Below are 20396 nucleotides of genomic sequence, written 5' to 3' on the forward strand. Positions count from 1 at the left end.
AAGGAAACCAAGATGTCTGTTTTTACCCATGTCACCGTCGGCACCAACAACCTGGCAAAAGCACGTGCGTTTTATGATGCCACCTTGAAAGAGATCGGCCTCAAGCGTGTTGCCGATCTCAACGAGGCCGGTTCCATCTGGGGCGTCGATAAGCCTTCGTTCTTTGTACTCAACCCGGCCAATGGCAGTCCGGCGACCATTGGTAACGGTGTTACGGTGAGCTTCGAGGCACCGAACCGTGCTGCGGTTCTGGCGTTCCATACGGCTGCATTGGCGAACGGTGGCGTATGTGAAGGCCTGCCAGGCCCGCGTGGCTGGGCGGACAATGCCTATGCGGCTTATGCTCGGGATCTGGATGGGAACAAGCTGGCGGTGTATTGCTTCAAGGCTGAATAGGATTTGAGGTTGGCTTGAGGAAAACGGCGCCTTTCGTTTTTGGGGGAGTGCCGTTTTTTATCTGGGGGTGGGGTTGCTCGCGAAAGCGGTGTCACAGTCAATGAATATGTTGGATGTGCTGGCCTCTTCGCGAGCAAGCCCGCTCCCACAAAGGGTTTGTGTTGGGCATGGATGTTGTGTCCGCTGAAGATCGAATGTGGGAGCGAGCCTGCTCGCGATGCGGTGGTGGCCGTTACCCGACCCCGATCGTTTTATCAGGCTTGAAGCCCCGTGCGGGCCACCGCGGCACCTGCTTGCAGCGCCCTTCCAATCTGCTCTTCGAAATACCCCTGGGTCATCGCCTGCAAGGCGGCGGCCGTTACACCGCGGTAGGCCACCAAGGCGTCGATCATCTGCTGGGCATCACGGTTGGCCAGCAGCTGGCTGCTGTGGACCACGACGTTTTTCGCGGCAAGCTGCGCGATATCACCAGGTATACCGGCCAGCATCGCCTGATTGGCCAGCGCCGTCATCAACAAGGCCGGAAAGGCCGGGCCGGTGCCTGAGAGTGCAGAGAGGTAATCGATGAAGTCTTCTTCCTGGACTTCAGCAGCGGTGCCCACACACTCAAACAAGCGCTGCACCAGGATTTTCGTCGTCGCCTCTACCCCGCCCGAACAATACCAGGGCGTAAAGGACTGCTCGATTTCCACCGCCGCATTGGGCATCGCCCGTACGACTGCCGACGCCATGGTCTGTGTAGCAATTGCCTGTGCCGTGATGCCGGCCATCAAGGAGATCACGGTTTTGCCCGTCGCATTGATGTTCAAGCTGGCGAACTGCTCGGGGCGAACCGCGATGATCACGACGACGCTGCGATCCACCAGGTCCTGGTTGTTCGTGACCAGACTGGCACCTTGTTGGACCAACGGGTGGTTTCCCGAACGATTGGAGATGATCAGGTTTCCCGCCGGCACCAGTCCCTTTGCCAGGACGGCCTTGGCAATCGCGCCGCCCAACCAGCCGGTTCCGCCAATGATCCCCACGGTCTCATTGGTCATCGCCGTTGCCTTCGAAAGTGTCCGTCAACGGAACAAAGACCCCGGGCTCTTTTTCGGCATAGCCGAACTTCCCATAGAAACGATCCAGCTCACGCTGCTTGGGGACTTTGCCGGTGAAGATGCTCACGTAATGAGGGATGCGCTGGAAACGCACGGTGATCAGCTCACTCGTATTCATGGTGATATAGCCGATTTGAGTCAGATAAATCGTTCGGGCCCGGGTATCAGCTCCCTGGCTGTCATAACCAAAGCGCTTGAACATGTTCGCCAGGGCGTTCATTCGCTGCTCGTCTACCGCAGCGACCTCCTGGGCCACTTCAGCGGACTGCAGCGCCCAGCTGCGCACGGCAAACTCGAACTGCGAGTCGAACAATTGTGGGTTGAGCCAGCACTCGAACACATTCAGGATCGCCTCGGAGATGCTTTCGGCATAGCTTTCACATTGCCGGATCAAGCCCCCCGTATTGGTCTCTCGCCAACGCGACAGCAACGCCGCCAGCAGTTGCTCGCGATCCTCGAAGAACCAGTAGAAGCTGGTGCGTGACAAGCCCAGGCGCTTGGCCAGCGGCATGACTCGAACAGCATCGATGCCCGATTCCTTCAGGGCCTCGTAGGCCGCTTCCAGCCAGCCCTCCGGCGAGCCCCGCCAGCCTGCGTCCTGGGCCTTGCCGCGTGCCTTCCCTACCTGGGGCATCTTTGCTTACCTTCTTTAAAATAATGCGTAACGTGAATGTACTCGGATGACCGTCGAATGTACACCTGAGTACATTTGATTGACTTTTTCGCCCGAGAAGTGGTGAACAATTAATGATCAAAACTCATGAGACACTGACATAAAATGGTTTGTCAGCAAAAGGCACTTGGATAACTATCTTCCACAGGCAACGGACTCCAAACCAAAACAACAACGAGCCGCCATCATGAATCTTGCAGTGCACACCTCTGAAGGACACTCGACACCCGGCCAAAGAATGCCGGGGCGACTGGCTTTGATACACGCGTCTTCCGTTACTCATCCCCTGCCCAAACTTCGATAACTGCTCACGCGACGCCTCGCGCAGTCGTTTTGTGTTGCCTGGAACCTGGCACACGGAGCTGCGCCCGGGCGGTTGCTGGCGTGCTGTTTCTTTCCATCAGCCGGATTAGTGATATGTGGATTACACAAGAAAAGCTTCCACTGGGTGAACATATCGCCCGGTATGTCGAATGGTTGACACAATATGGTGCTGGAGTTTTCGACGCCATATCGCTGTCGCTGTCGGGCGTCATCTCCGCGTTTACCAGCGCACTCCTCTGGTTCAACCCCTTGGCGTTGATCGCTGTATTTGCGCTGCTTGCCTATTACATCCAACGCAAGGCCAGTCTCACCCTCTTTGTCACCCTCTCCTTCCTGCTGATATTCAATCTCGGTTACTGGCAGGAGACCATGGAGACCCTCGCCCAAGTGACCTTCGCCACACTTGTCTGCGTGGTCATCGGTGTACCGTTGGGCATCGTTGCAGCCCATCGACCATGGTTCTATGCAGCCTTGCGGCCGGTGCTCGACCTGATGCAGACCGTGCCCACCTTCGTGTACCTGATCCCGACCCTGACACTTTTCGGCCTGGGGGTAGTCCCAGGCCTGATTTCCACGGTGGTGTTCGCGATTGCCGCGCCCATCCGCCTGACCTACCTGGGCATCCGCGACGTACCGGACGAACTGATGGACGCTGGCAAAGCCTTCGGCTGCTCCCGTCGCCAGCTCCTGTCGCGCATTGAACTGCCCCATGCGATGCCGAGCATCGCGGCCGGCATCACCCAGTGCATCATGCTGTCGTTGTCGATGGTGGTGATCGCCGCACTGGTGGGCGCCGATGGTCTGGGCAAACCCGTGGTCAACGCACTCAATACCGCCGATATCTCGATGGGTTTTGAAGCCGGCCTGGCGATCGTGCTGCTGGCCATCATCCTCGACCGAATCTGCAAACAACGTGAAGCCGTGAAAAGAGGTGACGCATGAGCATCATCCGTTTTGAAGACGTTGACGTCATCTTCTCTGCCCGTCCGAAGCCCGCCCTGGATCTACTCGACAAAGGTTTTTCCCGCCCGGAGATTCTTCAGAAAACCGGTTTGATCGTTGGCGTGGAGAAAGCCAACCTGGAGATCAACAAAGGCGAGATCTGTGTGCTCATGGGCCTGTCCGGCTCCGGTAAATCCAGCCTGTTGCGCTGCATCAATGGCTTGAACACCGTCAGCCGCGGCAAGCTGTTCGTCGAACATGAAGGCCGGCAGATCGACATCGCCTCCTGTACCCCCGCCGAACTGAAGATGATGCGCACCCAGCGCATCGCCATGGTGTTCCAGAAGTTCGCCCTGATGCCCTGGTTGACGGTGCGCGAGAACATCAGCTTCGGCCTGGAAATGCAGGGCCGTCCTGAGAGAGAACTCCGCAAGCTGGTGGATGAGAAGCTGGAGCTGGTGGGCCTGACCCAATGGCGCAACAAGAAGCCCGACGAGTTGTCCGGTGGCATGCAGCAACGGGTCGGCCTGGCCCGCGCCCTGGCGATGGACGCCGACATCCTGCTGATGGACGAACCCTTCTCCGCCCTCGACCCGTTGATCCGCCAAGGCCTGCAAGATGAGTTGCTCGATCTGCAGCGCAAGCTGCACAAGACCATCGTATTCGTCAGCCATGACCTGGACGAAGCCCTGAAGCTGGGCACGCGCATCGCCATCATGAAAGACGGCAAAATCATCCAGTACAGCAAACCCGAGGAGATCGTGCTGAACCCGGCTGACGACTACGTGCGTAACTTCGTCGCCCACACCAACCCGTTGAATGTGCTGTGTGCGAAAAGTTTGATGACCCCGCTGGACCAGTGCATTTTCGTCCGCGACGAATATTGCCTGGATACAGCTCAAAACCTGTGGATGGTGGTGAACCCGCAGGGTCATTTGACCAGCCTTCGAAAAGGCGCCACGGCGGCGCACGTCCAACCATGGAATCCGCCCCAGCCAATCGAGACCCTGGCTCGACAGCCCACTTGCGTACCGTCGACGACTACCATGCGCGACGCCCTGCAGATTCGCTATGAAACGGGCCATCCACTGATCGTGCAGAACGAGGCCGGTACTGTCCTGGGCATATTGGGCGACGGTGAACTGTATCGGGCACTGCTGGGACATAACCTGTCACAGCCCGCGCCTTCTGAACCCGCAAGAGAATCTTCGGTGGCTTGATTCACCAGGCAACGACGTCGGAACGCACCTATGCAACCCAGCGATATCGATAAAAAGGTCAAGGGCTATCGGCGGTTGATACCGTCGATGACGGCGTTGCTGGAATTCGAAGCCGTGGCGCGATTGGCCAGTTTCACCCTGGCCGCCCAAGAGCTGGGCGTGACCCAGGCGGCCGTCAGCAAACAAATCCGGTTGTTGGAAGATACCCTGGGGACCAAGCTGTTCCATCGGCTTCATCGGGCGATCAAGCTGACTCACGAAGGCTATATCCTGCATCTGGTCGTCGCTGAGTCCATTCATCGCATGGCCAGTGTCTTCGACAAAATTGCCGAGGGCATTGGTGAGCAGGAGATCACCATCGCCTGCACGGAGGCGTTCTCTCACTTGAGAATACTCCCCAGATTGATCGCTCTGCGCACCCTGCAACCGAAGTTGAAATTGCGCCTGATGACGCAGCAGGTCTCGCCAAGTTCTTATCGGGATGACGTCGACCTGGCCATCCGTTTCGGCAATGGAAAATGGGAGGATGGCAGCTCGGTCTTCCTGTTCGATGAAGAAGTGTTTCCCGTTTGCTCGCCGGCCTGGCTCGCCGCCAACCCGGCACCTTCATCCATTACCGATTTTCTGGACACGGCGCTGATTGACTCAGATTCCACCCTTGAAGGCTGGATGACCTGGAACCGTTGGTGCCGGGAACTGGGCGATATGCGCCCCAAGCTCAATTATTCATTTCGCTGCAGTTCCTACAACGATGCGATCCAGGCGGCCATTCAAGGCCACGGCATTGCACTGGGATGGAGTCGGCTGATCGCGCACCGTCTCAACAGTGGCGAACTGATCAGAATCACGCCCTACGTGGTCAAGCCAAAAGACGCTTATTACCTGGTGATTCCGAGCGGTCGAAAACTTGAGCCCATTACCCAGGCACTGGTCGATTGGTTGCGCGATGACAGTTATCTAACTCACTGATAATCAACAAGTTAAAGTCAACTTTCAGGCATAACGCAAAGTTATGCGAGCGTGAAAATAAAGCGCGTTGACGGTCTTATTCCACCTTTCCAAACTGTACTCGCCGCCTGATCAATTTGAATGTGAGCGAGACCTATAATGACAATCAATGCCGTGAAGACCCATCGTGAACTCCTGGCCGACCGCACGCCCGGCCATGGCATGCCAGGCGGTTTGTTTGGTCGCCAGGATATTTTTGAAACCGATGTCGAGGTCTTCTTCACCAAACATTGGATTCTGGTGGGCGTCACCAGCGATGTCCCCGAACCCGGTGATGTCTCGACCCTTGATATTGGCAAATCCTCCATCCTCCTGGTACGCGACGATGACGAGCACGTGCAAGCGTTTCGCAATGTCTGCCGTCACCGCGGGGCTCGCCTGAAACAGGCCGGCAAGTCGACGGTGGGCATGCTGGTCTGCCCCTACCACCAGTGGAGCTACGACCTGGATGGCAGCCTGAAACATGCGGCACACATGGGCAAGGACTTCGACCCTAAATGCAAAAGCCTGATCCCTGTGCACACCCGGGTCATCGGCACCCATGTCTTCGTCTGCCTCGGCGACGAACCACCAGAAGACATCCTGTACCTTGACCAGGTCATGACGCCGCGTTTCGCCCAATACGACATCGCCCACTCAAAGATCGCCTACGAATCGGAAATCATCGAGAACGGCAATTGGAAACTAGTGATCGAGAATAACCGCGAGTGTTATCACTGCGCCGCCACCCACCCGGAATTGACCGCTTCTTTCCTGCCCGAAGATTTCGGTTTCTGCACCGATGGGCTGGGCGAGGATTCACTTCAGGCACTGGCCGAATATCACCGCCGCAATGCCGACACCAAGGCCAACTGGGAGCGCGAAGGCTATATCTGCGATGCCGTCGAACACCTGGGTGAAGACGCCGTGACCCAATTCCGCTCGCAGCGACTGGCCATTGCCGGCAACGGCGAATCCCAGACCCTGGACACCCGCGTGGCGTGCACCCGGCTGTTTGGCGACCTCACCCGCCGCGACTTGGGCGACGTGCATCTTTGGACGCACAACTCCTGGACCCATGTCATGAGCGATCACGCCGTAGTCTCCTACATCATCCCGCTGGCACCCGATAAAACCCTGGTGCGCACCAAATGGCTGGTTCATGCCGATGCCGTCGAAGGCGTCGACTACCAGGTGGATAAGCTGACCGAAGTCTGGGCGGCGACCAACCTGCAAGACGCCAGCCTCGTCGGCATCACCCACAGCGGCACCCAGGATCCCGCCTACACGCCCGGGCCGTTCTCGGCCTTTACCGAAACCTATGTCGACCAGTTCTCGCGCTGGTACGCGGCGCGTCTGGCCGCCCACGGCGTGTGAGGAATGAACATGACGACTTACGAAAACCTGACGGGTCCTGGAAACACCAGCGCGGTCCAGCGCTTTACCGATCCGACCACCTGGGGCACGTTCGGCTCGCAATGGCACAGCGGGGAACAGAAAACCCTGCAATGCTGCGCTGTGCGCCAGGAAACCCATGACGTAAAAACCTTCATTTTTCGTTGTGCGGACTTCAGCGCACTGAGTTTCGAACCCGGTCAATTCATCACGATCTCACCGGTCATTGGCGGGCAGACCCTCTTCCGCTGCTACACCCTGTCGTCCTCCCCGACCCGGCCCTTTGCGTTTTCCATTACCGTCAAACGTGTGCCGGGGGGCGCGGTATCGAACTGGCTGCATGACCACCTCAAGCCCGGCGACAGCCTGAAGGCGTCCGGTCCGGCGGGCAGCTTTACACCGGTCGGCCATCCTGCGACCAAGTTGTTGTACCTGTCGGCCGGCTCGGGTGTAACGCCCCTGATGTCGATGACCCGGGCCGCCTGCGACATGGCCGGCAACCTCGACATTGTCTTCGTACACAGCGCGCGTACTCCTGCCGATATCATCTTCCACGCAGAATTGACGCGCATGCAGGCCGCCATGCCGGGACTGCGGGTCATCAGTGTGTGCGAAGGACTTGGCGACACCGCTCAATGGCAGCAACCGATAGGCCGGCTCGATTTGCCGTTGCTGAGCCAGCAAGTGCCGGACTACAAGGAACGGGAAATCTTTACCTGTGGTCCCCAGGGCTACATGGAAGCGGTCAAGTCGCTGCTCAGGGAAGCGGCGTTCGATTTCGCCCACTATCATCAGGAAAGCTTCGACATCAGCGCACTGAACGAGGAACCGTTGCTCGAGCAAGCCCCTTCCCTCGATCAGCAGGAGGTGTTCACGGTAACCTTGTCGCGCTCGGGGAAGACGTTCAGCATGCCGGGCAATCAGACCGTGCTGAGCGCCGCAAAAAAGGCCGGGGCAATCGTGCCCTCCTCCTGCAGCCAGGGCGTTTGCGGCACCTGCAAGACCGCCCTGCTACAGGGTACGGTCGAGATGAATCACAACGGCGGTATCCGGCAACGGGAAATCGACAAAGGCCTGCGTTTGCTGTGCTGCAGCAAGCCCACTTCTGACCTGGTCCTTGATCTTTAGCCTTGCATCGCGAATAAGGTAGTCACTGCACACTGGCTTCTGCACAATCTCCGTGCGCTTACCCTAATAAGACAGTGGCCCAGCCTGATGAAACTGCAACCCTTGCCGCCCCTCAACAGCCTGGTGGCATTCGAGGCCGCCGCCCGCCACTTGAGCTTCACCGTGGCGGCACGCGAACTGAACGTCACCCAAGGCGCAATCAGCCGCCAGGTGCGCTTGCTCGAAGACTACCTGGGCACGGCGCTGTTCACCCGCACGACCCGCGAAATCAACCTCACCGCCACCGGTAGCCAGTATTACGAAAGCGTGCGCGATACGCTGCAACAGATCGCCCAGGCCACGGCGGGAATACGCCATTGGCAAGGCGCGCAGCAGGTCACTGTCGTCACCAGTACGGCGATGGCCTCATTGTGGCTGCTGCCGCTGGTGTCGGAGTTCCAGCGCCAGAATGAAGAGATTGACCTGCGCATCATCGCGACGGATCAAGTCAGTGATTTTTCCCGGCTGGACTGTGACCTGGCGCTGTATTACTGCAGCACACCGCCGAAAAACATGAAAGTCACGCCGTTATTCAACGAAGAGATTTTCCCGGTATGCAGCCCTGCCTATCTGGCGCAGCATCCAGGGATCGAGACGCTGAAGCAGTTGGGCGGATGCACCTGGTTATGGCTGGAAGACCAGCACCGCGACTGGATTGGCTGGAAGGATTGGTTCCAACGCCTTGGTTACCAGGCGCCAGAACCTCGACGGCGCATCAATATCAACAGCTACTCCATGTTGATCCAGTCGGCGCTGGCTGGCCAGGGGATTGCCTTGGCCTGGTCGGGCCTGCTCAGCAATCACTTGCAAACCGGCAACCTGGTGCGGCCGACGCAAGCCATCCTGCGCACCGATGCGCAGTTCTGCCTGCTGGAACCTCAAGGCCGGGCCCCAAACAGACAAAGCGTCAACCTCTTCCGCCAGTGGCTGATGGCGCATCTGGCGGAGACAGTCGACGTTTGATGGGCCTGGCGACCTAGCCGATTTTCACATTCATGGTGATGCGCGCCGTGAAGACCTTCACCCCAGCCTCGTCGAAGATCTCGACCGGGACAATCTTGTCGCCCGAAGTCTGCCAGTCGATTTCGCTACCGTCGGCAATCGCATGGATGGAGGTCTTGGCCTTGGCCAAGTACTCGACGGTCATGCCTTTGGGAATCCAGCGCGCGCCGCTGGGGATGGACACCTCGGTCATCATCCCGCCCGCCAGTTCTGCCGCGTTGCACAACGCGATCGCGTGAACGGACGCCAGGTGATTGGTGATTTCCTTGCGAAACGGCACCTTCACTTCACCGCGACCGGGGGTCAACACAGAAATTTCCGGGTTGATGGTGCCGAAATACGGTGCCATCTGGCAGGCCATATTGCTGAAAGCGGACGGGCCAACGCTTTGGTACATGCTGAGAGTCTGGCTCATGGGGGATCTCTGGTCAGGTGGATTGAAGTCACGGACAGAACATCATTCCTTTACAGAATATTGCTCTGTTACAGAACAATATTCTGTAAATGTCCGCCCTGTCAATCGCTCGTGCCTGGCCGTCGTTTCAATTACCATGGCCCCTTTTTGCCTGGGCCGAAAAATGGAACCTGTCGATCTCCTCGAGCGTTGCTACCCAGGGCGCCGTGCCGAGTCCAAGCGGCACATTCTCCGATGTGCCCTGGCGCTGTTTAACCAACAGGGCATAGAAGCAACCACCATCGACATCATCCGGGCCGAAAGCCAGATGAGCGTGGGAGCGATCTATCACCATTTCGATAACAAGGAAGGCTTGGTCGCGGCGTTGTACATGACCGCCCTGGATGACCAGGCACGGCTCAGGGACAGCTACCTCGGCGCTGTCACGTCAACCAGGGAATGGGTCCACGCCTTGGTGTTCAGCTACGTGGATTGGGTGGTCAGCCAACCCGATTGGGCGCGGTTCCAGTACCAGGCTCGCTTTGCGGTCGCACGCAGCAGCTTCAACGAGCGGCTCGCCGAGGCGAATGTCGCCAGGAACGCCGCGCTCAAGCAATGGTTCAGCGACCCTGCCCACCAGCAGGATTTGCAGGACCTGCCTTTTGAACTGATCCCGTCACTGATCATCGGTTCAGCGGAGAGCTATTGCCGCGCCTGGCTCTCGGCCCGAGTCAAACGCAGCCCTGAACTCTACCGGCAGCAACTGGCCGAGGCCGCCTGGCGCGCCGTTGGCGCTGGCGGCTGAGCAGTTCGCTCGCGTTTCTCCGGGTTCATGGCGCTCCCAGTCAACTCTGGCCGTTGCGCTCAAGCATCACCCAACACCGGGACTTAAAGTCGAAGTGCCAGGGGACATTCCCCCGCTCACAATTCCAAGAATAGAGCCACTTCAATGAGCCTGACCAAATCCCTGCCAGCGTGCCTGGCACTCAGCTTCGCGTCATTTGCCGCCCATGCAGCCGACGGCCCTCCTCCACCTTCCGTAAGCCAACCCAGCGGTATCAACCTGGGCGGCACCAGCTTCTACGACGGGTTTGCGGGGCCACCCGGGCTGACTCACCAGACCTACCTGAAGTTCAGCACCGCCAGCAGCATCAGGACCAACGGCGGCAAGAAAAACGGCGCCTTCGATGACCCGAAGATCAACGTCATCACGATGATCAATCAGCTGAGCTACTACTCCCCCGACACCTTCGCGGGAGGGGCGCACCTGGGGTGGAGCCTGCTGGTCCCCGTCGTCTCCCTGGACGGCGACTTCGGTGACAACGGTGCCAAGCTCAAGGACAACGCTACCGGCCTGGGCGATGTCACGGTCGGGCCACAGGTCCAGTTCGATCCGATCGTCGACGCCAGCGGCCGGCCGGTTTTCGTGCAGCGCATGGCCTTCGACACCATCCTGCCAACGGGCAAGTACGACAAAGACAAAGACCTGAACCCTGGCTCCAACCACTTCTCCCTGAACCCCTACTGGGCAGCGACCTGGATGCCGGCACCCCGTTGGGAAGTGAGCTGGAGACTGAACTATCTGTACAACTTCAAGAACGACGATCCGGCGAGCAGTTCGCAGCAGTTCTTTGAAGGGCAAGCGGTGCGCGACACCCAGTCAGGACAGTCGGCATGGGCCAACTTCACCGCCTCGTACGAAGTGTTTCCGAAAGTCTCGGTGGGCATCAACGGCTACTACTTCCGGCAGATCTCGGATGACAAGGTCAACGGCAACACCCTGACCGACTCCCGGGAAAAGGTGCTGGGCTTTGGCCCGGGTCTGTTCTGGAAAATCACCGAAGACAAAGCCTTCTGGCTCAACACCTATAAAGAAACCGGCGTCGAGAACCGCTCCCGAGCGGATTACCAGGTGCAGGTTCGCTACGTCCACAAGTTCTGATTGACGTGTAGGCCGGCTCACGCATGAGCGGGCTCTTTACCTGAGGTGATGCTTCATGAACGCACTCGACTCCATCGACAGCAAAAAATCACTGGGCGCCATCTGCCTGATGATGGTCATTTCCCTGGGGACTCTACAGATCCAGCCGATCCTGGGCGGTGCCTTGATCGACCAACTCGGCCTGCCGCTCAATGCAATCGGCGCTCTTTTCGCCGCTGAACTCATGGCGATGGCCATCGCTTGCGGGGTCTGCGCCCTGTTCATGGCGAGCGTCGACCGCCGTCGCTTCGCCCTGGTGGCCTTGTTGATCCTGGCATTGGGTAACCTGGCCAGCACACAACTGCACAGCCAGGCCGGACTGGTCATTTCCAGGATGATCTGCGGCGCCAGCGGCGGCGCGGTCATGGCGGTTGTCTATGCCACCGCAGCGCTGCGCACGTCCAAGGACGCGACTTTCGCGATCATCAACATCGGCAACCTGCTGTGGGGCATGCTGCTGGTGACCTCCATGCCGCTGGTCCTTCAAGCATTTGGCGTGAATGGCGCGTTTTCCCTGTTGGCGATCACCAGCGTGCTCGCGGCGCTGGGTTGCTGGAGAGTGCCCAAGCGCTACCCGGACGCCCATCGCGCGGCCAATGGCTCGATCCAGCCATTTGGTCTCACTGCCGTGCTGTTGATCCTGCTGTTTGCCCTGCTGTTCTTCGGCCACTCCGCCCTGTGGGTGTACCAGGAACGCATCGGCAAGAGCATCGGCCTGGAGCCCCAGCAGATTGGCGGAATCCTCGGCGGCAGCATCCTTGCCGGTGCCCTAGGCGCCGGGCTGGCCGGGCTGATCGGACGGCGCCTGGGCCTGCTGTTTCCACAACTGTTGAGCTTCGGCACGGCATTGCTGGCGACTTTGATCATGGTCTATGGCACCAGCCCCGTTGCCTTTATCACCACGGCCTGCCTGATCCATATGGTCTGGTTTTTCAGCCTGCCCTACCTGCTTTCCATGGCGGCGGAACTGGACCCTTCCGGCCGACTGGCAGGCCTGGGTAACGCTGCGATTTTCATCGGCCAGGGACTCGGCCCGTTTGGCGCCGCACTGGTCGTGGGCGAGGGACACTTGCGCGCGGTCGGATGGCTGGCCGCCTCAGCCTATCTGCTAGCCTTGGTGATCTCGTGCCTGGTCGTTGCACGCTTTCGCCGCGGCGTGAAACCTTCCGGGCCGGCGATGTCCCCGCAATCGGCCTGAACATGAACGAACCCGCACATTGACGAGATTGCCCGATGAGTATTCCATTCCCTCAAACCCCTGAATTTTCCGGCGCTCTCTATACGCCCAGCCGCATGGAAGCAGAGGTGTTCGATCTTGAGATCGAAGGCATCCTGCCCGCTTCGATCTGTGGGACTTTTTATCAGGTGGCGCCAGACCCGCAGTACCCTCCCATGCTGGGTAACGACATTTTCTTCAACGGCGACGGCATGGTTAGCCGCTTCAACTTTGCCAATGGCAAAGTCTCGATGCGACGCCGCTACGTGAAGACCGATCGCCTGCTGGCCCAGCGCCGTGAAGGGCGTTCGCTCAACGGCGTCTATCGAAACGTCTACACCAATGACCCCCTCGCGGCGAAAAACAACACCACCGCCAACACCACCGTCATCCCCCACAACGGCGTCCTGTTGGCGCTCAAGGAAGATGCCCTGCCTTGGGCGATGGATCTCGAAACCCTGGAGACCCTCGGCGAATGGAGCTTTGATGGGCAGATCAAAGCTGCGACGTTCACCGCCCACCCCAAGCTCGATCCGGTGACAGGCAACCTGCTGGCCTGCAGTTATGAGGCCAAAGGCGACGGCACGCCCGACCTGGCCTATTTCGAAATCTCGCCGGACGGAAAGCTGCTGCACGAGATCTGGTTCCAGGCGCCTTATGCGGCCATGGTGCACGATTTCGCGGTGACCGAACGCTACGTCGTGTTCCCGTTGATTCCGTTGACGGTTGACGTCGATCGCATGAAAAACGGCGGGCCGCATTTCCAGTGGCAACCCGACCTGCCCCAGCTGTTCGCCATCGTGCCGCGCAACGGGCGTGGGCAAGATGTGCGTTGGTTCAAGGGGCCCAAGGACGGTTTCCAGGGGCATACGCTCAATGCGTTCGATGAGGACGACAAGGTGTATGTGGACATGCCGGTCACCGGCGGGAATATCTTCTACTTCTTCCCCCAGGCCGACGGCTACGTACCACCGCCTGAAACCCTGGCCGCCAGCCTGATGCGCTGGACCTTCGACCTGAATGGCGCGCAGGAGGACGTTCAACCGCAGCCACTGACGGAATATCCCTGCGAGTTCCCACGGTGTGATGATCGCTACATCGGTCGAAAGTACCAGCATGGTTTCCTGCTCGCCTTCGATCCTGAGCGCCCCTACAACCCGGCGAATGGGCCAATCCCCTTCCAGTTTTTCAACCTGCTGGCGCACCTGGACCTGCAGACAGGCCGCACCGACGCCTGGTTTCCCGGCGACAGCGGATGCTTCCAGGAACCCATCTTCATACCGCGCTCGGCGGATGCAGAGGAAGCCGATGGCTACGTCGTAGCCCTGCTCAACCTCATCGCAGAGGGACGCAGTGAGCTGGTTGTGCTGGACACCCGTGACATGGCCAGCGGGCCCATTGCCCGCATCAGGATTCCCTTCCGGATGCGCATGTCGCTGCATGGCTGCTGGGCACCAATCGATTGATTGGCATCGGGTCCTGATGCCCGTCAATTAAGCACAATCCCTGTGGGAGCGAGCTTGCTCGCGATGGCGGCGGTTCAGTTACATGAGTATTGAACTGGCTGGCCTCATCGCGAGCAAGCTCGCTCCCACAGGTTTAGAGCCCTTTTCGCACCTCCCCTTGCTCCCCAGGTCCGCCAAAGGGACAGTCGCGCCAAAAAATACATAAATTCCATATTTTAGGATTTTTGTATAAATCCTACTTTACAGGATTTTATAGCAAGACTAGATTAACCCTCATTGCACCCTTCCTCTCTCCAGGAGCCTCCATGAAACTCGCAAGTTTTATTGTCCAAGGCCGTAGCAGCTACGGTGTGGTCGAAGGTGATCAAATCATCGACCTGGAATCGCTCAAGCCAACCCTTGGCAGCGATCTCAAACAGGCCATCGGTCATAACCGCCTGAACGAACTGAGCACTGCGCGCCTGGCAAGCCTGCCGCGTATCCCCTTGGCTGACGTGACCTTCCTGCCGGTGATCCCGAACCCGGGCAAAGTGCTGTGCATCGGCATCAACTACGCCACTCACGTGCGCGAAACCGGTCGGGAAATGCCGACCTATCCGATGATCTTTACCCGCTTCGCCGACAGCCAGACCGCCCACCTGCAACCCATCGTTCGCCCGACCGCGTCCCACAAGCTTGATTTCGAGGGCGAGCTGGCGGTGGTGATCGGTAAAGCGGCCCGCCACGTCAAACCTGCCGACGCGCTGGACTACGTCGCCGGTTATGCCTGCTACAACGACGGCAGTGTCCGCGACTGGCAGAAGCACACCATTCAGTTCGTCCCAGGCAAGAACTTCCCGAACACCGGTGGTTTCGGCCCCTGGCTGGTGACCGGCGACGAGATCGGCGACCCGCAGGACCTGGAATTGACCACCCGGCTGAACGGCGAAGTGATGCAGCACACCCGCACCAGCGACATGATTTTCGATGTGCGCCAGCTGATCGAGTACTGCTCCACCTTCACCGAACTGGCCCCCGGTGACGTGATTGTCACCGGCACCACTGGCGGCGTCGGAGCGTTCCGCGAGCCGCCGGTGTGGATGAAACCGGGCGACGAAGTCGAGATCGAGATCGCTCGAATCGGCACCCTGCGCAACAGCATCGTGGACGAGCAATAAGCATGGAAAACCTACACACCCCTGACGCCCTGCCCGAGCAGGATGGCGACAGCAAAGGCTCGAGCCTGGAGCGCATGCTGCGGGTACTCGACCTGTTCACCGAACAGAGCCCGATCTGGGCGGTGGACGACATGGGCGGCGCCTTGGGTTTTACCCGTTCGACGATCTACCGCTACGTGCGCGAATTGGCCGAGGCCAACCTGTTGTTCCAGGTCGAAGCCGGGCGTTATGCCCTGGGCGCGCGGATCATTACCTGGGATCGCCAGCTGCGCCTGAGCGACCCCCTCGTACGCGCCGCACAATCGCTTGAGCCCAGCTTCCCGCAGTGGAGCGAACATCAGGTGTGGCTGATCTGCCGGCTGTTCAAGGACCAGGTCGTGTGCATTCACCAGCACGGAGACCTGTTCAGTGAGGTCAGCTACTCCCGTGGCTCGCCCAGGCCTTTGTTCCTGGGGGCGACGTCCAAGGCGATCCTCGCCAACATGACCTCGCGCCAACACAGCCAACTGTTTCTCGACCACCCCGATGAAGTGCGCGCCAGTCAACTTGGCCAGACCTGGGAGGCATTTCGTCGCTCGCTGCAGCAACTGCGTCGCCAAGGCTATGTGGCCAGCGCAGGTGAAGTCGACGCGGGCGTCTATGGCCTGGCCGCGCCGATCTTCGATGGCGATGGCAAGGTCGTCGGCAGCATCAGTTGCGTGCGCCCGGTGCGAGAACGCGACAGTGCCCAGGAGGAGACACAAGGGCAGCAGATCCTTGCCCTGGCGCAGGAACTGTCGCAACGCATGGGTGCGCTCGCCAACCGCGCCAAGCCACTGGGCTGAGCCATCCGGAAGGGAATAACAATGACAACCCTCAAACGCATCAATACCCAGGTCCTGGTCATCGGTGCCGGTCCTACCGGGCTGACCCTGGCCAACCTGCTCGGCCAAGCCGATGTGGACACGCTGATCATCGATCGCAAGCCGGGCACCGTGACCGAGCCGCGCGCGGTTTCAATCGATGACGAATCCTTGCGCACCATGCAGGCCATCGGGCTCGATGCCGCCGTGCTGCGTGATGTCGTGCCCGGCTACGGCGTGCATTACTTCACCCGGCCCGGCGGTCGCTGCTTCGGCAAGGTCGAGCCGACCGGCAAGCTGTATGGCTTCCCCAAGCGCAACGCCTTTCGCCAACCGCTGTTTGAAAACACCCTCAGGACAGGTCTCGAACGCTTTGCCAGCCTGACGGCTCGGTTCAGCCACGAGCTGGTGGAATTCACCCAGGACCCACACGGCGTGTGCGCGCTGGTGCGTGACGCTGATGGGCAACTGATGGAAGTCCACGCGGCTTACCTGGTGGCCTGCGACGGCGGCCGTAGCCCGGTGCGCAAGCAACTCGGGATCGAGATGGTCGGCTCGAGCTTCTCCTCGCGCTGGCTGGTGGTCGATACCGACCAGGACGACGACCCCTTCTGGCAGACCCGCGTGTATTGCGACGCCAGACGCCCGGTGGTGGAAGTACCCGGCCCTCACCGTACGCGCCGATTCGAGTTCCTGCTCAAGCCCGATGAAACGGACGAACAGGTGCTCGACGAAACCTGCCTGCAAGCATTGCTGCGCCCGTTCAAGGGAGACGCGCCGGTTTCCATCGTGCGCAAGACGGTCTACACCTTCCACGCCCGGGTCGCCGAGCGGTGGCAGGTGCAGCGGGTGTTTCTCGCCGGCGACGCCGCGCACCTGACCCCGCCCTATGCCGGGCAAGGCATGAACAGCGGCGTGCGCGATGCCCACAACCTGGGCTGGAAGCTGGTCGGCGTGCTGAAGGGAAAAATGGCGGAAAGCGCACTGCTGTCCTACGAAAGCGAGCGTCGTGATCATGCATGGGCCTTGATCAAGTTGGCCTTGAACCTCGGCGTGGTCATGGCACCGGCCACCGTCCTGCGCGCTCGCCTGATCAGTGGTGCATTCGCCTTGATCGGCCTGTTGCCGCCGTTGCGCGATTATTTCCTGCAAATGCGCTTCAAGCCCAAACCCCGCTTCACCCGGGGCCTGGTGCTGACCGAGGGGCAAGCAGGCACGTTGTCCTGCGGACAGATGTTCCCGCAACCGATACTCACCGACGCCCACGGCCAGGAACGCCTGCTCGATGACGCCATCGGCGCCGGCTTCGCCTTGATTCAATACGGCGACCCGACCCGCCAGCGTATCGATGAACTCAAGCATGGCCTCTGGAGCCACCTTGAAGCCAGACGCATCCTGATCCTGCCCGCGTCTGTCCAGGCGATGCCGTCGATCCCCGGCTGCACGGTGCTCCAGGACCGTGAAGACCAGCTCAAAACCCTGCTGGGCGATTCGCACCCGTTCCTGCTGCTGCGTCCGGATCGCTATATCGCCGCGATTTTCGACAAGGCTACCGAAACCCGGGCCGCCGAATCGTTGCAGTCGCTGTTCGGCATCGCCGTGGCCCACAGCAGCGCAATCGAGCCGAGCATCGCGCCCGTCTTTCATTAAACCTTCAAGCACAGAGGTGGTTATGCAAACACTCCAGACTTCCACACCTGCACGCCTGTGCTACCTGCACCTGGCGAGCAAGGACGCGCAACGGCAAATCGATTTCTATCGACGGATGCTGGACATGGACAGCCAGGCGCAAGCCGATGGCAGCTGGATGCTCAGCGGCCCGCAACGCGCCATGCTCGTGTCTCCCGCCGACCACAGCGGCCTGCTCGCGGCGGCGTTCGACCTGGGCAGTCAGCCTCGACTGCAATCACTGCGGGTTCGCCTGCTCGGCAACGGCTGCGTCATCGAAGAGGTCGACTCGCCGCTGCTCGAAACGGGGGCTTTCCTGATCCGTGATCCCCAGGGCCGGCAAACGATATTTGGCGTCGCTCACCCCGCTCTCCAGGCCTCCGGCCAAGGCATGCCCGGCCGCTTGCAACATGTGGTGTTCCAGACCACAGAGCTGGAAGCCATGATCGATTTCTACGTCAACACGGTGGGCTTCACTGTTTCGGACAATGTCGTGGATGAGCAGACCGGCCAACTGATGACGTGCTTCCTGCGCTCGGACGACGAGCACCACACCTTGGCATTTTTCCGCGGTTCGAAAAACGAGTGGGACCACCACTGTTACGAAACCAACGAATGGAATGACATCCGCGACTGGGGCGATCGTTTCGCCAAGGAGCGCATCACCATTTTCTTCGGGCCCGGCCGACATGGGCCGGGCAACAACCTGTTCTTCATGGTGGTCGATGCCGATCGCAACCGCCTGGAGTTCTCGGCTGAGCTCGAAGTCACCGATGCCAGCCGCCAGCCCGGTGTCTGGGCACAGGAGGAATACACACTCAATTCCTGGGGCCGCGCCTGGATCAGGAGCTGAGCAATTTTCCCCATCGGCGTTTGCACCCTTGATTTCTAAACGAGGCGACCACCTGCCTCCAAAGGTAAAAGACCATGACGACTCAACCGCTCGTGCCCTACGCCATCAACGGCGACCAATACATCAACGGCACCTGGCGTGCAGGGCGCTCCGCACGCCGCCTGGACGACCGCAACCCTTTCAACGACGAACAGCTGCTGGAGATGCCCCTGGCCTCGATTGCCGATCTCGACGACGCCTATCAGGCAGCGCAGCAGGCGCAGGCAGCGTGGGCACAGCTGCACCCCACCCAGCGCGGCGCACAACTTGAAAAGCTCGCCCAGGTCATCCAGAACCGCCGCGAAGAAATCATCGACTGGCTGATCCACGAGTCCGGCAGCACCCGGATCAAGGCGAGCATGGAATGGCAATTCACGCTGAACCTGGTGCGCGAATGCACGACGATGCCGATGCAGGTAGAAGGTCGGATCCTGACCAGCTACAAGCCCGGCGAACAGAGTTTTGTCTTCCGTGAGCCCTTGGGTGTGGTGGGCGTGATCAGCCCATGGAATTTCCCGCTGTACCTGAGCATGCGCTCGGTGGTGCCGGCACTCGCCCTGGGCAACACGATTGTGCTCAAGCCCGCCAGCGACACAGCGGTGACCGGCGGCCTACTGATCGCCCACCTGTTCGAAGAAGCCGGCTTCCCCGAGGGTTCGCTCAACGTCGTGGTCGGCGCAGGCTCGGAAATCGGCGATGCCTTCGTCGAGCACCCGGTGCCGAGCCTGATTTCCTTCACCGGTTCGACGGATGTGGGGCGCAATGTCGGCCGTATTGCCACCGGAGGCAAACACATCAAGCGCGTGGCCCTGGAACTGGGCGGCAACGCGCCGCTGGTGGTGCTGGATGACGCCGATATCGAAATTGCGGCACACGCCGCGGTGGTCGGGCGTTTCCTGCACCAGGGCCAGATCTGCATGAGCGTCAACCGGGTGATCGTCGACCGCTCGCTGTATGCCGATTTCGCAGCGCTGGTGGTGGAGCGCGTGCGCAACCTCAAGATTGGTGATCCGACCAAGGCCGACACGGTGATCGGGCCAGTGGTCAATCAGAGCCAGCTCGATGGCCTGCTGCGTAAGCTCGACGGCGCCCGGAGTGCTGGCCTCAAGCAGCTTTGCGGCGGCCCGGCATCCGGGCTGGTGCTACCTGCCCATGTGTTCGGTGAAGTGGGAGCCGATCAGGAACTAGCCCGCGATGAGACGTTCGGCCCCCTGCTGCCGCTGCTGGTCGCAGAAAACGAAACCCATGCATTGGCGTTGGCGAACGCCAGCGAGTATGGCCTGTCCAGCGCCGTGTTCACCCGGGACATGGCCCGTGGCTTGAACTTCGCCCGTGGCATTGTGGCGGGCATGACCCATATCAACGACATCACCGTCGATGACCAGCCCAATGCCCCGTTCGGTGGTGAAAAGAATTCCGGCCTCGGTCGCTTCAACGGTCACTATGCCCTGGATGAGTTTACCCGTGCCCATTGGGTGACCTGGCAGCCCGGAGGCCATCACTACCCGTTCTGAGTCTTTGGCACCCTTGATCAGGCCCGGATCGGGCAAATCGACCCCTTTGCCCGATCCGTC

At 60.0% G+C, this 20396-nt stretch carries 19 protein-coding genes; 16 read left to right on the forward strand and 3 right to left on the reverse strand.

All coding sequences use genetic code 11. The features are described 5' to 3' along the window. Window positions 1-12: 12 nt before the first annotated feature. A complete protein-coding gene (locus KI235_RS19600; RefSeq protein WP_003203443.1) occupies window positions 13-396 on the forward strand; it encodes a VOC family protein in 384 nt (127 codons plus the stop codon). Window positions 397-650: 254 nt separating this feature from the next. Here KI235_RS19600 and KI235_RS19605 read toward each other — a convergent pair whose 3' ends face one another. Next, entirely contained in the window at window positions 651-1436 is a 786-nt protein-coding gene (locus KI235_RS19605; protein ID WP_027911972.1) for a pyrroline-5-carboxylate reductase dimerization domain-containing protein, read from the reverse strand. Further along, entirely contained in the window at window positions 1426-2130 is a 705-nt protein-coding gene (locus tag KI235_RS19610) for a TetR/AcrR family transcriptional regulator (protein WP_003203446.1), read from the reverse strand. The genes KI235_RS19605 and KI235_RS19610 overlap by 11 nt, the downstream gene beginning before the upstream one ends. A 456-nt stretch (window positions 2131-2586) precedes the next feature. Here KI235_RS19610 and choW point away from each other — a divergent pair, with 456 nt between their 5' ends. The 6 genes from choW to KI235_RS19640 all read left to right on the forward strand — a co-directional run bounded on the left by choW (window position 2587) and on the right by KI235_RS19640 (window position 9167). Continuing rightward, window positions 2587-3435: a choline ABC transporter permease subunit gene (gene choW / locus KI235_RS19615; protein WP_212795257.1), complete on the forward strand. Its 849-nt coding sequence runs from the start codon at window positions 2587-2589 to the stop codon at window positions 3433-3435. Beyond that, entirely contained in the window at window positions 3432-4655 is a 1224-nt protein-coding gene (choV, locus tag KI235_RS19620; RefSeq protein WP_100264087.1) for a choline ABC transporter ATP-binding protein, read from the forward strand. The genes choW and choV overlap by 4 nt, the downstream gene beginning before the upstream one ends. A 30-nt stretch (window positions 4656-4685) precedes the next feature. Beyond that, a complete protein-coding gene (locus tag KI235_RS19625; RefSeq protein ID WP_003203455.1) occupies window positions 4686-5624 on the forward strand; it encodes a LysR substrate-binding domain-containing protein in 939 nt (312 codons plus the stop codon). Between the two features lie 138 nt (window positions 5625-5762). After that, complete coding sequence (locus KI235_RS19630) at window positions 5763-7019, forward strand: aromatic ring-hydroxylating dioxygenase subunit alpha (RefSeq protein ID WP_003203456.1); 1257 nt, start codon at window positions 5763-5765, stop codon at window positions 7017-7019. Window positions 7020-7028: 9 nt separating this feature from the next. Next, window positions 7029-8165 carry a hybrid-cluster NAD(P)-dependent oxidoreductase gene (locus tag KI235_RS19635; protein WP_212795258.1) on the forward strand — a complete coding sequence of 379 codons (1137 nt, stop codon included), beginning with the start codon at window positions 7029-7031 and terminating at the stop codon, window positions 8163-8165. Window positions 8166-8252: 87 nt separating this feature from the next. Then, the gene (locus tag KI235_RS19640; RefSeq protein ID WP_013693743.1) at window positions 8253-9167 is read left to right on the forward strand and encodes a LysR substrate-binding domain-containing protein; all 915 of its coding nucleotides are present in this window, start codon (window positions 8253-8255) and stop codon (window positions 9165-9167) included. 13 nt (window positions 9168-9180) lie between these two features. Here KI235_RS19640 and KI235_RS19645 read toward each other — a convergent pair whose 3' ends face one another. After that, window positions 9181-9621, reverse strand: a complete 441-nt coding sequence (locus KI235_RS19645; RefSeq protein ID WP_003203463.1) for a hotdog fold domain-containing protein — start codon at window positions 9619-9621, stop codon at window positions 9181-9183. 163 nt (window positions 9622-9784) lie between these two features. Here KI235_RS19645 and KI235_RS19650 point away from each other — a divergent pair, with 163 nt between their 5' ends. The 9 genes from KI235_RS19650 (at window position 9785) to KI235_RS19690 (ending at window position 20336) form a co-directional block, all read left to right on the forward strand. Further along, the gene (locus tag KI235_RS19650) at window positions 9785-10405 is read left to right on the forward strand and encodes a TetR/AcrR family transcriptional regulator (RefSeq protein WP_003203465.1); all 621 of its coding nucleotides are present in this window, start codon (window positions 9785-9787) and stop codon (window positions 10403-10405) included. 144 nt (window positions 10406-10549) lie between these two features. Further along, window positions 10550-11542 (forward strand): transporter, encoded by a 993-nt coding sequence (locus KI235_RS19655; protein ID WP_003203467.1) that lies wholly within the window; start codon window positions 10550-10552, stop codon window positions 11540-11542. A 55-nt stretch (window positions 11543-11597) separates the two neighbouring features. Then, a complete protein-coding gene (locus tag KI235_RS19660) occupies window positions 11598-12779 on the forward strand; it encodes an MFS transporter (RefSeq protein WP_003203469.1) in 1182 nt (393 codons plus the stop codon). Between the two features lie 35 nt (window positions 12780-12814). After that, window positions 12815-14263: a carotenoid oxygenase family protein gene (locus KI235_RS19665; protein WP_212795259.1), complete on the forward strand. Its 1449-nt coding sequence runs from the start codon at window positions 12815-12817 to the stop codon at window positions 14261-14263. Window positions 14264-14568: 305 nt separating this feature from the next. Beyond that, on the forward strand, window positions 14569-15420 hold the full coding sequence (locus tag KI235_RS19670) for a fumarylacetoacetate hydrolase family protein (RefSeq protein ID WP_003203474.1): 852 nt from the start codon (window positions 14569-14571) through the stop codon (window positions 15418-15420). Window positions 15421-15422: 2 nt separating this feature from the next. Then, complete coding sequence (locus tag KI235_RS19675; protein ID WP_003203477.1) at window positions 15423-16244, forward strand: IclR family transcriptional regulator C-terminal domain-containing protein; 822 nt, start codon at window positions 15423-15425, stop codon at window positions 16242-16244. A gap of 21 nt (window positions 16245-16265) precedes the next feature. Further along, a complete protein-coding gene (locus KI235_RS19680) occupies window positions 16266-17912 on the forward strand; it encodes a bifunctional 3-(3-hydroxy-phenyl)propionate/3-hydroxycinnamic acid hydroxylase (RefSeq protein WP_003203480.1) in 1647 nt (548 codons plus the stop codon). Between the two features lie 22 nt (window positions 17913-17934). After that, window positions 17935-18783: a VOC family protein gene (locus tag KI235_RS19685; protein ID WP_003203482.1), complete on the forward strand. Its 849-nt coding sequence runs from the start codon at window positions 17935-17937 to the stop codon at window positions 18781-18783. A 74-nt stretch (window positions 18784-18857) separates the two neighbouring features. Then, window positions 18858-20336, forward strand: a complete 1479-nt coding sequence (locus KI235_RS19690; protein ID WP_027911970.1) for an aldehyde dehydrogenase family protein — start codon at window positions 18858-18860, stop codon at window positions 20334-20336. The last annotated feature ends 60 nt before the right edge of the window (window positions 20337-20396 follow it).

Origin of the sequence: Pseudomonas sp. St386 (assembly GCF_018325865.1) — a bacterium.
Classification (GTDB): Bacteria; Pseudomonadota; Gammaproteobacteria; order Pseudomonadales; family Pseudomonadaceae; genus Aquipseudomonas; species Aquipseudomonas brassicacearum.

Bases quoted from the DNA above. Each gene is read 5' to 3' on its own strand.
- KI235_RS19600 (WP_003203443.1), top strand. From the start codon at position 13: ATGTCTGTTTTTACCCATGTCACCGTCGGCACCAACAACCTGGCAAAA.
- KI235_RS19605 (WP_027911972.1), bottom strand. From the start codon at position 1,436: ATGACCAATGAGACCGTGGGGATCATTGGCGGAACCGGCTGGTTGGGC.
- KI235_RS19610 (WP_003203446.1), bottom strand. From the start codon at position 2,130: ATGCCCCAGGTAGGGAAGGCACGCGGCAAGGCCCAGGACGCAGGCTGG.
- choW (WP_212795257.1), top strand. From the start codon at position 2,587: ATGTGGATTACACAAGAAAAGCTTCCACTGGGTGAACATATCGCCCGG.
- choV (WP_100264087.1), top strand. From the start codon at position 3,432: ATGAGCATCATCCGTTTTGAAGACGTTGACGTCATCTTCTCTGCCCGT.
- KI235_RS19625 (WP_003203455.1), top strand. From the start codon at position 4,686: ATGCAACCCAGCGATATCGATAAAAAGGTCAAGGGCTATCGGCGGTTG.
- KI235_RS19630 (WP_003203456.1), top strand. From the start codon at position 5,763: ATGACAATCAATGCCGTGAAGACCCATCGTGAACTCCTGGCCGACCGC.
- KI235_RS19635 (WP_212795258.1), top strand. From the start codon at position 7,029: ATGACGACTTACGAAAACCTGACGGGTCCTGGAAACACCAGCGCGGTC.
- KI235_RS19640 (WP_013693743.1), top strand. From the start codon at position 8,253: ATGAAACTGCAACCCTTGCCGCCCCTCAACAGCCTGGTGGCATTCGAG.
- KI235_RS19645 (WP_003203463.1), bottom strand. From the start codon at position 9,621: ATGAGCCAGACTCTCAGCATGTACCAAAGCGTTGGCCCGTCCGCTTTC.
- KI235_RS19650 (WP_003203465.1), top strand. From the start codon at position 9,785: ATGGAACCTGTCGATCTCCTCGAGCGTTGCTACCCAGGGCGCCGTGCC.
- KI235_RS19655 (WP_003203467.1), top strand. From the start codon at position 10,550: ATGAGCCTGACCAAATCCCTGCCAGCGTGCCTGGCACTCAGCTTCGCG.
- KI235_RS19660 (WP_003203469.1), top strand. From the start codon at position 11,598: ATGAACGCACTCGACTCCATCGACAGCAAAAAATCACTGGGCGCCATC.
- KI235_RS19665 (WP_212795259.1), top strand. From the start codon at position 12,815: ATGAGTATTCCATTCCCTCAAACCCCTGAATTTTCCGGCGCTCTCTAT.
- KI235_RS19670 (WP_003203474.1), top strand. From the start codon at position 14,569: ATGAAACTCGCAAGTTTTATTGTCCAAGGCCGTAGCAGCTACGGTGTG.
- KI235_RS19675 (WP_003203477.1), top strand. From the start codon at position 15,423: ATGGAAAACCTACACACCCCTGACGCCCTGCCCGAGCAGGATGGCGAC.
- KI235_RS19680 (WP_003203480.1), top strand. From the start codon at position 16,266: ATGACAACCCTCAAACGCATCAATACCCAGGTCCTGGTCATCGGTGCC.
- KI235_RS19685 (WP_003203482.1), top strand. From the start codon at position 17,935: ATGCAAACACTCCAGACTTCCACACCTGCACGCCTGTGCTACCTGCAC.
- KI235_RS19690 (WP_027911970.1), top strand. From the start codon at position 18,858: ATGACGACTCAACCGCTCGTGCCCTACGCCATCAACGGCGACCAATAC.